Origin of the sequence: Dyella caseinilytica (assembly GCF_016865235.1) — a bacterium.
GTDB lineage: Bacteria > Pseudomonadota > Gammaproteobacteria > Xanthomonadales > Rhodanobacteraceae > Dyella_B > Dyella_B caseinilytica.
The window spans coordinates 2,174,487-2,188,967 of sequence record NZ_CP064030.1 but is presented as its reverse complement, the minus strand read 5'-3'; the positions used below and the strand labels follow the sequence as shown (position 1 = coordinate 2,188,967).

Here is a 14,481-nt window from a genome sequence, read left to right as displayed (position 1 = left end):
TACTTCTACTCTATGAGTGGGAAGTGTCGTGTGAAGACACCATACATCCTATGTCGCGAGTATGGTGGTTTGATATAAATTTATTATTCAACGCGACCGACAGGCGGCGGCGTCAGATAGGTTGTGACATCGGCATTTTAATTGTTGTAGCAAATTTCAACCTCATCACCCTGCTATGCGCAGGCATCAGGGCTGCGCGCCAGCGTGTATCGTCGCCTCATTGATCGCGCGAACCTGGGCCTCATCCACCTTTTCAATCTTGCGATCGTAGGTGAACAGCCCGTTGTGCTCGCCTTCAACATCGGTGATCTGGGTGTAGACGCTACCGGACATGCCCTTGGCGACGCCCTTGTCGCGCAACACGGCAGTGTTGGCAACGTAACCGGCGGTCAATGCCTCACGGTCCTTCACTGCACCGTAGGGATTGATCGGCGTGTTGGGCCAGATATGGCCGGGAATGCCGAGCGTCAGACCTCCGTGCTCACCGTCGATCGCGGCACGCTGTGCATCCGGGCTGGGCAGGCCGGGACCCTGGTAATCATGCACGTCGTAGACGTCGCCAGCGTGCGGGTCGCCCTTGGTGTCGCAGCAATTGGCGCCGCTGCGCGCATCGACCAGACGCGAAGGGTCGAGTTGTTTGATCTGTGCAGCCAGCTCGGCGGCGGCCGGAATATTCCACTGGCCCCAACCTTCGTTGAATGGGATCCAGCCGATGATCGATGTTTCGCCCTTGAGCTGCTCGACGATGGCAGAGACGTCAGCGCGAAATCCGGCCTTGTCGGCGTCACTGAGCTTGTCGTTGCTCCCGGTTGGTAGCGCTGGCATGTCCTGCCACACCATCAGGCCGATGCGGTCGGCCCAGTAGTACCAGCGCGCCGGTTCCACTTTGATGTGCTTGCGAATGGTGTTGAAGCCCAGATCCTTGGTCTTTTGTATGTCGAACTTAAGCGCCGCGTCGGTGGGTGCGGTGTAGATGCCGTCCGGCCAATAGCCCTGGTCCAGTGTCGCCAACAAGAAGGTCGGTTTACCGTTCAACACGATGCGATTGCGTCCGCCAATTTTCTCGACAGCGATGGTACGCAGGCCGGCATAACTGGTCACCTCGTCGCGTTGATCGCCTTGCGTGAGCGTGGCCTTGAAGGTGTACAGGAAGGGATCTTGTGGGCTCCACAGATGGGGATGCGCGATAGCTAGATGCAGCGGTTGGCTGGCCGGCCCACTCGCCTCACCCACTGCTGTGCCATCCGCGTAAGCGGTGACATGGAGCGTGGCGTCATCGTCGCGGCCGTGAAGTTTCGAAGTGACGGTGAAAGCGTCCAGACTGCTCGCCGGTGTGAAATTCAGTTGCGCCAGGCTGGTCGCCGGCACGGGTTCCAGCCACACCGATTGCCAGATTCCTGAGGCCGCGGTGTAGAAGATGCCTTCGGGTTTCAGTCGCTGCTTGCCGACCATCACGTTGGCGCTGTCCACCGGCGCATGTACAGCGACGATGATTTCCTGCGGACCGTGCGGACGAAGCGCCTGCGTGATGTCCGCATCGAACGACGTATAGCCACCGACGTGGCGCACCACTTGTGTACCGTTGACGTACACCGTGGCGTCCTGATCCACCGCGCCGAAATTCAGTCGCACGTGCTGGCCATGCGCGGTGAAGGCAGCGGGAATGTCCACAAGACGACGGTAGAACATGAAATCCGAATGCTTTTGCACGCCCGAGAGCACCGACTCGATCGGATACGGCACCAGCACCTGATCCTTCAGTGTGTGGCCGAATGGCGGCGTGCCTTGCCCGTTATCCGAAGCGTATTGCCACAGCCCGTTCAAACTTATCCATTGCGGATGCTCCAGCGACGGACGTGCCAGCTGCGGGCGTGGATAGTCGGGCAATGCGTTGTTGGGCGACACCTCAGCCGTCCACGGCGTCGCCAATGGTGGGGCCTTTCCGTTCCAGACAGTCGACTGATCCGGCGCCGCCACGGCGATCGAAGCAAAGGCCATGATCACAACCATGCTCATCCTGGCGCCCGCGCGCCGCACTCTGATGTTGCCCGTCATCCACCCTTCCCTTATCGGCTTCGCTCGGAGCGGTGTCGAGCACCGCCATCACGGTAGGATGGCTAATTGTCCGACAAATGTCCAAGCCCTACCGTCATGCTCGAAAACAACAGGCATGACGATTAAACGAAGGTTCGTCGCAGCACGCTCCTACATCACGCGTGGTAGCTGCCCTACCCAGCCATGACGAACTAGCCGGCGCGAAATCCCCTGAGCCCATCGATTGGAAGCTGCATCTTTTTGCGATGCAGCGTGACATGTTGCGTCTTCAGCGTATTAATTTGCCCCGGGGAAATTTAGATCGATCCAAGTCGAAAGTGATTCGGGTCATATCGCGGTTGCGAAGGATCTGAACGACTTGGATAGGGGTGGAAAGTGGCTATGGACGCGCGCATGAGGACGCCGTCCCGGATGTCGCTACTTCCCGCCAGACAGGTCGAGGGGAGTTGAAAGCCGCCGCATGAAACCAGAAACCGTCCGCAATCCCGTGATGACAGGCCTGTGCGCAGCACGCGTGCACATGTCCGCGAGAACTGTTGCCCGCTCCAAGGATAGCTGCCGTTTTGGCGGCAACGCGCGCGTTCGCGGCTTTGTTCTTGTCCATCTGATTGGCTCCGCCAGCCCCAGGGCGAGCCGCGACTTGCCGCTTCGGCGACCCCAGACCTGGGCGCTCGCAACAGCGCATTCAGCGCTTTAAAGCACCTGCCACTGACGCGTCGAGCATTCGTCGCACCCAAAAATTTAGATCGATCTAATTCGAGCAAGGAGGAAGACGACAGCAGCCAATTACGCACCCGCAGCACGTGATCAAACGGGGGATGACCGCGCCGACTCCAGAAGCGCGCACACCAGCATTGGGGAATCAAAAAAGATGACTTATCTGCCACACGTGTTTACACGCAAGCCGTTGTATGCCGCGCTCGCTTTGGTGTCATTGAGCGGCTGCCTGGGAATACCCACAGTTTCCTTTGCCACGCAGACAGCTCCACCTGCAGCAGCTGCAACGACAGCATCGCCGCCGGCACAAGCATCCGATAATGCAAAGGCGAAGAAGGACGATAAGAACGACAAGAAAAAAACCGGGGACGCCACCAACCCCACTACCCTCCAGACGGTCGTCGTCTCGAGCTTTCGCCAATCGATCGACCAGAACATGCAGGACAAGCGTGATTCCAATGCGGTCGTCGAGGTTATCAACGCGCAGAACATTTCCCAGTTTCCCGCCAAGAACATCGCCGACGCCCTTGCACATGTTCCCGGCGTGGTGATCAGTCGCGACGACGGCGAGGGAAAGACGGTCAGTATCCGCGGCCTGTCGCCGGAGCTCACGCTGACAGAATTGAACGGCAATTACGTGGCCTCGGCCGATACCTCGGACGGACTGTCGCGCTCGTTCAACTACACGCTGATGCCGGCCAACATGTTTTCGGACATCAAGCTCTACAAAAGCATGGAAGCGCGCCTGGATGAAGGTGGCATCGGTGGCGTGGTGGATCTGCACACGCGCCGCCCGCTGGAAATGCCCGCCAATGATGGCTTCATTTCCGTGAATGCCGCAGGCGCCGACAACAACAGCCAGATCAAACCGCAGGTTTCGGCCTTGTGGTCATGGAAAAACAAAGCGCAGACCTTCGGCATGCTGGTCGCGGGCTCATATCAGGAGCGCAAGGATACCGATGACGTCGCCAGTGCTTCGAACTGGCACTGGTGGGACAACAATTGCACTTCGTTCGCAACGTGTACCTCGCCGCCGGTGAACGTGCATGGCCAGCAGTTCGGCAGTTCCGTGGAACCCAACATCGACCTATGGCCCGGCGGTGGTGTGACCGACCAGGCCGGCAAGAGCTATTCGGGCTACTGGATGCCGCAACAGTTCAGCACCAGCAGATCGCAATTGGATCTGAAGACCAAAGGCGCCCAGGTCACCTTGCAGTTCAAACCTACCCAGAATTTGCTGCTAACTGGCAACTATTTCCGCTTCCAGCGGCAGCAAGACCAGATCACGAACACGGTGGAGATTCCCGAGTGGGGCCTGCCCACCGGCAGCTATGCGGACCAGCAGGGCAATCTGCTCGCTCCCAATGGACTGACGTTCGATCCATCGCACACGATTGTCACTGGTGCCAGCTACGTCCTTCCGAACGCTGGCCAGGGATGCAATTCGCTTACCAACCCCGTCACCGGTGCGCAACGGCAGGCGGTGGATGTTTGTTCCTCGCAGACGCCATGGCTGACGGGCAATTACTCCATCGAAAAAGCGACCTCGCAGTCGATGAACATCGAAGGGGAATGGGATGGTGACGGCAACCTCAGCGCAACATTCAACATTGGTCGCACTTGGGCAACAGGTGGCCCGTCGGTGGAGTTTGGCATGGCGGCCAAGCCGCGTAACTTCGTCAATGGGCAATGGGTGGACGGTAGCCAATTAAGCCAGTGGACCCTCAATGGCACGCCGACGCTTACGGCTTCGCCAAACACACTGCAGAACATGCTGGCTGGTGAGGGACAGGTGGATCTCGGCTCCACCAGCTCCAATTTCATCAATACCGATACTTCGCAGAACTTCCTGCAGACCGATTTCACGTTGGCCTTTGATTCCAGCTGGATGCAATCACTGCAATTCGGCCTCAAGTACCGCGACAACCATGCTCATCAAGAAAACAACGAGATTCGCTGGTATTGCCCCGGCACCACGGAACAGTTCCAGACCTGCGACCCGAATGCCGGCAATTTGCCCGCGAACTTCCTGGAACCGTATCTGCTTGATGGCCACACTCCGGCGTTCAACGACAACATCTTCCCAGCGATCAATTTTCCGGCCTATTACAACTACCTCAACCAGACTTACACCAGTACGGTCTTTCATCACCCGGAAGATCAATCCTTCCTCGGCGAATCGATCTCGGCGGCCTACGTCCAGGCCAACTTCGATACGGGCACGGTGCGCGGCAACGTCGGCCTGCGTTTTGTGAGCACGCTGCAAAACCTCACCGTTGCCGACCTGATTACTACCAATAATGCGGTGTATTACCACTCGCCGCAGGGCGCTATCCTGATCTGTCCGAGCTCCGGCGTGAACATCGCAGGCGGACCATGTGCGCCAGGTGATTTCCAGTACCTACCGCAAGAACAAGCGGTGGTGGAATCATTTACCAACGCCTCCATGAGCAGGCGCTACAACAAGGCGCTGCCCAGCTTCAACGTCGCGTGGACCGTTGCCGATGACGTGGTGCTGCGCGCTGCCGGTTCGCAGGCGATGGCCCGCGCCAACTACACCGATCTGGCGCAGTTGGGCAGTCTCACCGATGACACCCAGGCTTACTACAACGACCGTAAGCAGTTCGGCGCGCCTCTGCCGGGCTGGTATGGCAGCGGCGCCAACATAAATCTGCAGCCCTTCACAGCCACTCAGTTCGATCTGGCCAGCGAGTGGTATTACGCACCTGAATCGGTGGTCGGCGTAGATCTGTTCCAAAAGACGGTGAAGAATTTCGTCGTGCCCGTCACCGTCAACAACACGACGGTAGACGTCAACGGCACGCCCACGCCATTCATGCAGTACAGCACCAATGCCAACGGCCGCTCGGGTACGTCCAAAGGTGTGGAGCTCTACACACAGCACACGTTCGATATGGGCTTTGGCTATATCGCCAACTACACGCTCAACAAGACCAACGAAACCGCTGTTTCGCTCGACAACACGCAAGTCGGAAAATCAGAACTGATCGGCAGTGCAAAGTATGCCGTGAACATTTCCTTGTTCTACGAAAAAAACGGGCTCCTGCTGCGCGCCACCAGCAACTGGACGGGCCGCACCATGGAGGGGCTTTCGGCCGGCCTCCCCTACTATATGCAACCCTACAACCAGATCGATCTGAACGGAGATTACGAGTTCACCAAGCATCTGATGGTGACCGCGTCGATCATCAATCTCACGCGTGCCACGTCTCGCGAATATCTGGGCAGCGACACCACACAGCGGCTGTACCAACTTGAATATGCCGGACGCCAGTATTACCTGGGCCTCACGTACAAGTTCGGAGATGGCGGTTGAAAGAAAACGAGCGAGGTCAGGTTCTTCGCCTGACTCCGCGGCGACCGAACCTTCTGCCCTGCTCTCTTCTCCCGCCGGGAAAAAAGAGAAAGATTGCCGCCCGCACGGACGCGGGCGCGTCCTTATCGCTGCACTGGAGGAAAGCATGAATTCATCTCTCGAACGCTTTCGGCGTCGTACCTCATCGATCCGCAAGCGGCACACTGTTCTAGCCATCGCGCTGGCAACCTTCACGATTGGAGGCATCGGCGCGCATGCTCAGAACGGCAATGCATCGCCATCCACAACGCCGACGGCTGTCGATGAAGCCAATCCGCTGGTCGGCACCGCGCCGCTGGATCAGCAGGCGCTGATCGGCAACGCACCGCCCCCAGGCGAGCCGCTGTATTCGGGCATGACTTCGCCCGGTGCCAGCTTGCCGCAAAGCTCGACCGAGACGGCACCGGTCAACGTCAACGTTGATCTCAGCTATCCCACGGGCGTGGCCGCGCCTTACTACTACTCCAACCCGACGATGATCGGTTTCACCGGTGGCGGCGGTTCAACTTATGGTGGCCGCGCCGGACCGATGATCATGCCGGTGGTCGGTGACTGGACCATGCCGCCGGACTATGCGCAGTCGTACTACGACAAAGCGAGCGAGAAGGCATCGCCTGGCTACTACACCGTCGATCTCGCCACGTTCCACACGCGCGTCGAGCTGACGGCGACGCAGTGGACCAGCCTGATGCGTTTCACCTTTCCGGCGAGCCATCGCTCGAACATCGTCGTCAATCTGCGCCGCCTTGGCGGTGATGTGGAAGTGGTTGGCGATCACACGCTTCGCGGCGTTGCCACCGGTGAGCGTTCGAAGGACGACTCGGATGGCCCCTGGTTTGTCGCTGAGTTCTCGCGGCCGTTCGCCAGCTTCGGCACTTTCCGCGCGATCCACGAGAACCAGGGTTACGGGATCGGCGACGAAGACGTGCAGGCCGGCCGGCGCACCGTGTCCGGCAGCTACGCGGGCGCTTACGTCACCTTTGACACGCAGGCTGGCGAGCAGGTGTTGGTGAAGATCGCCCATGGCCACAGTGCTGACGAAGCCGAACAACGACTGCACGCCGAAAACCTGGACTGGGATTTCGAGCGCGTGCACGCTCAGGCGCGTGCAGCCTGGGCGCAGTTGCTCGACCGTGTCGAAGTAACCGGTGGCACGCCAAAGCAACGCATGCTGTTCTACTCGACGCTATACCACTCCTTCGCCAGTCCGCGGCTGGAAGCACGCAAGGGCGAGCGCTTCACCGATATGGACGGCCATGTCCAGGTCGCCGACTACAACCGCTACGGACCGGTGCCTTTCTGGGATACCGGCCGTAATCAGATTGCGCTGCTGATGCTGCTTGAGCCGCAGGTCGTGCAGGGCATCATGCGTTCTGAGCTCGACCGGGCACGCGAACACGACTACATGGACACCTCCTTCCACGGCGACCACGCCGTGTTTCTCTACGATGGCGCGTGGCAGCGCGGCATCCCGTTCGACTACGCTGCCGCCTACACGTACTTGCGCAAGAACGCGACCGATCCCAACGGGCCGCGCAACTATCTGGCCGAGTACATGAAGAACGGCTGGATCTCCGACATCATCCCTCCGGAAAATCCCAGCCCGCCCTATGCTGGCGGCAAAGCCGGTGCCGCCACTACGCTTGAATACGCCTGGGATGATCACGCGCTAGCTGATGTTGCACGCCGGCTCGGCAAGACGGAAGACGCGCAGATGTTCCTGCGCCGCGCGGCGAACTACCGCAACGTGTTCGATCCGTCAGTGGGCTTCGTCCGCGGCCGCACTGCGGACGGCAAGTGGATTTCGCCGTTCGATCCGGGCGAGCCGTATTACAACTTCATGATGAAAGAAGCCTCGGGCTGGTCCACGTTATGGCTGGTGCCGCATGACGTGCAAGGGTTGATGAATCTGCTCGGCGGGCGCGCTGCGTTCAACGCCAAGCTCGACGCATTCTTCTCGACACCCTATCGCGCCAAAGGCATCTGCCGCGACTGCACCGGCATGATCGGGGAATACGTGCAAGGTAACCAACCGGACCAGCAGGCAGCCTATCTCTACGCATGGAGTGGTCAGCCTTGGAAAACGCAGGCGCTGATACGCCGCATCCTTGCCGATCTATACGGCAGCGACGCCAGCGGCTACGGCTTTCCTGGTATGGATGACCAAGGCTCGACCTCGTCTTGGTATGTGCTCAGTGCGATGGGTTTCTATCCAGTCGATCCTTCCAGCCCTGATTACATCCTCGGCAGCCCGATCTTCGACAAGATCCGCTTGCACATGGAGAACGGCAAAGTCTTCGAGATCATCGCGCGCAACAACTCGGCACAGAACATGTACATCCAATCCGCGACGCTCAACGGCAAGCCGTGGACCAAGCCCTGGTTCAGTCATGCCGACGTCGCGAACGGTGCCACGTTGGTGCTCATCATGGGACCCGAACCCAACAAGGCGTGGGGCGCCGACCCGGCTGATGCACCGCCCTCGATGTCGGTGAATCGGCAGTGATTGCCAGAACAGTCATGACCTGCGAAATGAAAGCATGCCATGATGGTCCAGCCGTCATTGCAGTACTTCGCTGTCGAACAACCATGAAGAGAGAAAGCCGATGATGAAAGCTAAAGCTTGGGGTGTATCTGTCTTGATCGGCGCATTCGCATGTGGTGCAGCCATGGCGCAATCCCCGTCAAAAGCAGGTCCATCCTCCAGCACGAAAACTCTCCAAACAGTCGGCATCGTGCAGAATCCATGCGCCAGTTTGTTGCCGGCGCCTGCAATCGTGCAGGCATTCATGGCGCAATCGGACCAGGCAAAAGCGCTTCATCAACCGTTGCCTCAGCCCAGTGCGGAGGTAAGCGCAGCGTCAAGAATGTGGCAGGACGAAAGAAGGTTGCAGGATTTCGGTGACTTGTGTCGCTATCGCGATGCAAACGCCGCGCTTCCCCAGGCATCCTCTCATCGCGTGGTCTTTATGGGTGACTCCATTACCGAGGCATGGGGTACCGGTGATCCAAAGCTTTTTACCGATGATGTGATTGACCGTGGTGTAAGCGGACAAACCACGCCGCAAATGGTGTTGCGCTTTCAGGCGGATGTGGTCGATTTGAAGCCTGCTGTTGTGCACATCCTCGCTGGTACGAACGACATCGCCGGCAATACTGGCCCGACCTCGCTCGGTGCGATCGAAAACAATATCAAAACCATGGTGGAGCTTGCGCGCGCCAACCACATCCGCGTCATTCTGGCTTCGCTTACGCCGGTGGCTCGTTACCCGTGGCGGCCTTCCGTTACGCCCATCGAATCGATAAAAGCACTAAACGACTGGATCGAGGCATACGCAGATAAGGAAGGCCTGGTCTACGTGAATTACTTCACGCCGCTGGATGACGGTCATCGCGGATTCAAGGCGAAGCTGGCTATCGATGGCGTCCATCCGAATCCGGCCGGCTATGCCGTGATGAGCGAGCTGGCTAAAACGGCGATTTCCCAAGCGCATTCCCAAACGCCTTGAGGATGACAGAACGGTGCTGGCAAAAGGCTCCTGGCCCTATCTAAATGCCAGCCTCTACATGCGTTGCAGATCCCTGCTGCTGCATCTGCAACGCCTGCTTGACCACTTTGGCGGTGTGATGATCACCATCGTGACTCCATCCTGGCGGCATGACGAGGTATAGCAGTTTGTTGTGCAACCCCGGTGCACGCCATACGTCGCGCCCTAGTAACCAGAGTTCACCCAGATAGGCATCAAGCACGCTGTAACGCTTAACCGGTCGAGTGATGCCGTATTCAATCTGAACATCCTCATGCACTTCCATATAAGTGCCGAAGACGCGATCCCAGATGGGTAGCAGGTTGCAGAAGTTGGTGTCCATGTAGAGCACGTTGCGTGCGTGGTGCACACGATGGTGTGAGGGCGTCAGCACGACACGATAAAACACGCCAAGCTTCCCTTGCGACAGCACATTCTCGCCGAGGTGGATGAAACTGCCCCAGAAACTGTCAATGATCATGATCAGGAACAGCAGTGGTGGACTCACTCCCAGCAGCATGCAGATGCTTGTGCGCACAAAGTCGGCATAAGGGCCTTCGAGAAAAATGTGCGCAAAGTTCACAGACAGATTCATCGCCACGGGCGCATGGTGAGTGGAATGCAAACACCACAACAGGCGGACCTTGTGTGCCAGGAAGTGATACACAAAGTGGGCTAGCTCCCACACCACATAGCCATAGAGCAATCCGTACCAGGTGAGTCCGGCTTGGAATGGGGCAAAGCGGTTGAACAGGCCGATGCAGAAGCCGACCATGGCAATAGTGAGAAAGTTGCCGATGAAACGGTTCAGCACCATCACCAGCAATGGAACTTGGTAATCCTCGCGCCTGATGCGACGCAACACGATGCCGCGCACGAGTTCGAATACCAGCAACAGCGGGATGATGGGCCCGATCAGGCCGCCGAAACCATCTACTGTGAGCAGACTCCGGTAATCGCCAGAGGCGAACACCTTCAGCCAAGGCTCTAAGCCAAAGAAGCCAGTCAGCTGATCGCGAATCCAACCCAAAATATCCATGGCTGCCCTCCCCGGCGACGTCTCTACGATGGTTTTTGCGGCATAGGGGCTGTTACTCCCAGCGACAATTTGTCACGATCTAAATGGCTGTGCAAGTCCACCGGGGTGATACAGCATCCATCCTGGCAAGCGACATGGCGAAAGATGGACATGCCGATGCTGATGTTTGGGGAAATCAGGACAAGTTCTTTATTTGCTCAAAAGCGCATGCCGCATAAATCACTTGGAGATTGCGATTCCCATGGTCGATATCACGCGCCGCACCTTTGTCATCTCAGGTATTGGACTGTTTAGCTACTCCCTTCTGCCGCGTATCGCATGGGCGGAAAGCACAGGGAAAATACGCGGAAAGCAGCCTTTGCCTCGGGTGCAAAGCAGGACAGCCATGGCACCACGCGAACAGTTGCCGTTCGATTTTGACTGGCGGTTCGCGCTTGGCAATGGCGATGATCCCACCAAGGATTTCGGATATGGATTCGGCCAGAGTGATTTTTCAAAGACGGGGGCTTTCAAGATTGCCACGTCCGATTTCCAAGATGCTGGCTGGCGTCCACTGAATCTGCCGCATGACTGGGCCGTCGAGCTCCCATTCGTTCACGATGACAAGGGAGAAGAAGAGAGTCGGCTGCTCTCGCATGGCTATAAACCACTCGGGCGACGCTACCCAGCCACCAGCGTCGGTTGGTACCGGCGCATGTTCGAGATCCCCGAGAGCGATCGCGGACGCCGCATCTGGATCGAATTCGACGGCGCGATGCGCAACGTCATGCTGTTCGTCAACGGTTGCTTCATCGGCCGTCACGACGACGGCTACACACCGTTCCGCTTCGACCTCACTGATTTCCTCAATTATGGCGGCAAGAATTACATAGCCTTGCGTGTCGACGCGAGTTTCGGCGACGGCTGGTTCTACGAAGGCGCTGGCATCTACCGCCACGTGTGGCTGACCAAAATGGACCCGGTTCACCTGGGCAAATGGGAAAGCGTCGTGCGCCCTGACGTCAAAGGCGATGCGGCCATGCTCGCCCTTGCCACGATTGTCGAGAATGAGAGCGAGCATCCGGTGAATGCCTCGCTAGATTGGACCATCGTCGATGCTGCCGGTCATGTGGTTGCGCAGGTAACATCACCGGCGCAGGCGATTGCCGCGAATGCGTCGATGGATTATCAGGCCACGGCAACCGTCAGCCATCCCGCACTCTGGTCGCCTGATGAGCCTCATCTCTACACCGTGCTCGTCAAAGTTTTCGTCGACAGCACCTTGCGCGACGCAGAGCAGATTCCGTTCGGCATTCGTACGGCGATATTTGATCCCAACCGCGGCTTTTTGCTCAATGGCGAGCCGCTCAAGATTCAAGGCACTTGCAACCATCAGGACCATGCCGGGGTGGGCGCCGCCCTGCCCGACCGGCTGCAATCGTTCCGGATATCAGTACTGCAAGGAATGGGCTGCAACGCGGTGCGCACCTCGCACAACATGCCGACACCCGAATGGGTCGAGGCATGCGATCGCATGGGCATGATGATGATGTGCGAAACGCGCCAGATGAGCTCCAACCCCAGTGGCCTGCAGCAACTGGAACTCATGGTAAAGCGATATCGCAACTCGCCTTCGATCATCATCTGGTCGATCGGCAATGAGGAATGGGCGCTTCAAAAGGGCGATATGGCGAAAGAAGGTGCGCGCATCGCAGCAACCATGGTCGCGCATTGTCGCCAACTCGATCCCACTCGTGTCGTTTCCGCGGCGGTCAATGGAGACAACGAGCAAGGCGTATCGGATGCGCTAGATATCATCGGTTTCAATTACCACACGGAATATCCCGACGCTTTCCACAAGAAGCATCCGAACCGTGCTGTATTCGGATCGGAAACATCCAGCGCTATTTCTACCCGCGGCGAATATACCTCCGACGCGACAAAGAACACGGTCAACAGCTACGACGGCGTCGTGGACTGGGGACAAACACCCGAGCAATGGTGGAGCTTCTACGGCAGCCGCGACTGGCTGGCAGGTGGCTTCGCCTGGACAGGCTTCGATTACCGCGGCGAGCCGACACCTTACGGTTGGCCTTCGATCAACTCGCAATTCGGGATTGTCGATATGTGCGGCTTTCCCAAGGATTATTACTACTATTACAAAGCTTGGTGGGGAAAGACGCCCAGCCTGCACGTATTCCCGCATTGGAATTGGCAAGGCAAGGAAGGTCAGGAAATCCCAGTCTGGGTGTACACCAATCTCGATGAAGTCGAATTGCTGCTCAACGGCAAAAGCCTCGGCATCAAGAAAGTGCCTCATCTAGGGCATGTGCAGTGGCCGGTTGTCTACACACCTGGAGTCATCGAGGCGCGCGGCCGTCGCAACGGCCAAACCGTCCTGATCGAGCGGCGCGAAACCACCGGCCCTGCGCAAAAAATCCGCTTGACCGCCGATCGCCCGGAGATCACGGCCGACAGGCAGGACATAGTCATCGTCACTGTCGAGGCACTCGACGAACATGACCGACTGGTGCCCACGGCGAACAACAAGATCGCGTTCCGGATCTCGGGAGCTGGCCAGCTGATCGGCGTTGGCAATGGCAATCCCAACTGCCTGGAAAGCGACAAGGAGCCCAAGCGATCGCTATTCAATGGCTTGGCCCAGGTCATCATTCAATCGACCGATAAAGCAGGCCAGATTTTGATCGAGGCCATTGAAGACGAACCAGCCGAACACCCATTACGTTCTGCCACGCTATCGATCAGAACAAGAGAGCTTGCATCAAAGCCTGAGCGGATCGGTTGATTTGTGCACTGATCCTGGCAATGCGCAGGCTGGACAGAGTAGCCAGCCTGCACACATCTGTTGAAACGGCCAGCAATGGTTAACTCGAATGCGCAGCCAGACCCGCTTTGGCCAACCCCGCAAACGCAGCAGCTTCATCGTTATCGGACGTGTCGCCGGTTACTCCGATCGCACCGGCAATGCCACCGTCAGGCTCCTGAATCAAGACACCTCCGGGAACCGGGATCAACGAACCGCCGATCGCCAGTGCCGCGGCAGCGATGAAATAGGGTTGTTGCTGGGCACGCTTTTCCAACGCGCGCGAATTTGCTCCCATCGCGAGCGCGCCATGGGCCTTGCCAATCGCGATGTCAGCGCGGCCCAGCGGCACGCCATCTTCGGCTGCGAAGGCTTTCAACATTCCCCTTGCATCGAGTAATGCGACCGTCATCGGTGCGAACGACTTTTCGCGCGCGAAAGCAAGCACCGAACTTACAGCGTCGTGGGCTTTGCCGAGTGTCAACGTGGTCATTGCTTGCTCCATGGTTAGAGAATTGGCGAAACGATCTCAAACTTGGCGCCAACCCGGCTGGCTGGGATCAACCAATCCAACTTCGACGGGAGCGATGCCACAAATGGCTATCACCGTAGGCTCCTTTGCGCCCGCGATGACGCCGTCGTAATGAGGTGTTCCTGCGGCGCGATGAATGTAGCTGCCTGGTGTTGTTGGAATACAATTATTTGGATCGAAGTCCGCACCACTGTTTACCCACCACGTCCCGGAGACGACAACGCAAATCCGATCCGTACGATAAAAATGTGGCGCACTCATATAGCCCGGATACCATCTCAAAAGCGAAAAGTAGAGTCCGCCACCATCGATGTCACCAAACAATGAGGCGTTTTCTAAGCTGAAATCGGGAAATCCTTCCTGCTTCGTCCACTTGATGGACTCCGGCAATACGACCTGCGTTTGCTGAAAATTAATCTTTGACATGCCTGC

The 14,481-nt window shown here is 58.0% G+C and carries 9 protein-coding genes; 4 read left to right on the top strand and 5 right to left on the bottom strand.

Annotation, left to right across the window (positions count from 1 at the left end; all coding sequences use genetic code 11):
* Window positions 1–186: 186 nt before the first annotated feature.
* Window positions 187–2,016, bottom strand: coding sequence for a glycoside hydrolase family 2 protein (locus ISN74_RS09610; protein ID WP_188799115.1), 1,830 nt, complete (start codon window positions 2,014–2,016; stop codon window positions 187–189).
* Window positions 2,017–2,926: 910 nt separating this feature from the next.
* On the opposite strand from ISN74_RS09610, the gene ISN74_RS09605 reads away from it, so the two are divergent.
* Together ISN74_RS09605 and ISN74_RS09600 are read left to right on the top strand one after the other, a co-directional pair.
* On the top strand, window positions 2,927–6,109 hold the full coding sequence (locus ISN74_RS09605) for a TonB-dependent receptor (protein ID WP_188799114.1): 3,183 nt from the start codon (window positions 2,927–2,929) through the stop codon (window positions 6,107–6,109).
* A gap of 145 nt (window positions 6,110–6,254) precedes the next feature.
* On the top strand, window positions 6,255–8,654 hold the full coding sequence (locus ISN74_RS09600) for a GH92 family glycosyl hydrolase (protein ID WP_188799113.1): 2,400 nt from the start codon (window positions 6,255–6,257) through the stop codon (window positions 8,652–8,654).
* Window positions 8,655–8,708: 54 nt separating this feature from the next.
* Here the strand turns inward: ISN74_RS09600 and ISN74_RS09595 are convergent, their stop codons facing one another.
* Window positions 8,709–8,939, bottom strand: a complete 231-nt coding sequence (locus ISN74_RS09595) for a hypothetical protein (protein ID WP_188799112.1) — start codon at window positions 8,937–8,939, stop codon at window positions 8,709–8,711.
* A gap of 115 nt (window positions 8,940–9,054) precedes the next feature.
* Between ISN74_RS09595 and ISN74_RS09590 the strand changes: the two genes are divergently transcribed.
* On the top strand, window positions 9,055–9,657 hold the full coding sequence (locus ISN74_RS09590) for an SGNH/GDSL hydrolase family protein (RefSeq protein ID WP_203546737.1): 603 nt from the start codon (window positions 9,055–9,057) through the stop codon (window positions 9,655–9,657).
* Window positions 9,658–9,697: 40 nt separating this feature from the next.
* Here ISN74_RS09590 and ISN74_RS09585 read toward each other — a convergent pair whose 3' ends face one another.
* A complete protein-coding gene (locus ISN74_RS09585) occupies window positions 9,698–10,714 on the bottom strand; it encodes a sterol desaturase family protein (protein WP_188799110.1) in 1,017 nt (338 codons plus the stop codon).
* A 385-nt stretch (window positions 10,715–11,099) separates the two neighbouring features.
* On the opposite strand from ISN74_RS09585, the gene galA reads away from it, so the two are divergent.
* Window positions 11,100–13,499 carry a beta-galactosidase GalA gene (gene galA, locus ISN74_RS09580; protein ID WP_203546736.1) on the top strand — a complete coding sequence of 800 codons (2,400 nt, stop codon included), beginning with the start codon at window positions 11,100–11,102 and terminating at the stop codon, window positions 13,497–13,499.
* Window positions 13,500–13,578: 79 nt separating this feature from the next.
* On the opposite strand, the gene ISN74_RS09575 is transcribed toward galA, so the two are convergent.
* Together ISN74_RS09575 and ISN74_RS09570 are read right to left on the bottom strand one after the other, a co-directional pair.
* Window positions 13,579–14,010, bottom strand: a complete 432-nt coding sequence (locus tag ISN74_RS09575; protein ID WP_188799108.1) for a GlcG/HbpS family heme-binding protein — start codon at window positions 14,008–14,010, stop codon at window positions 13,579–13,581.
* A gap of 36 nt (window positions 14,011–14,046) precedes the next feature.
* Window positions 14,047–14,475 (bottom strand): cupin domain-containing protein, encoded by a 429-nt coding sequence (locus tag ISN74_RS09570; RefSeq protein WP_188799107.1) that lies wholly within the window; start codon window positions 14,473–14,475, stop codon window positions 14,047–14,049.
* Window positions 14,476–14,481: the final 6 nt, after the last annotated feature.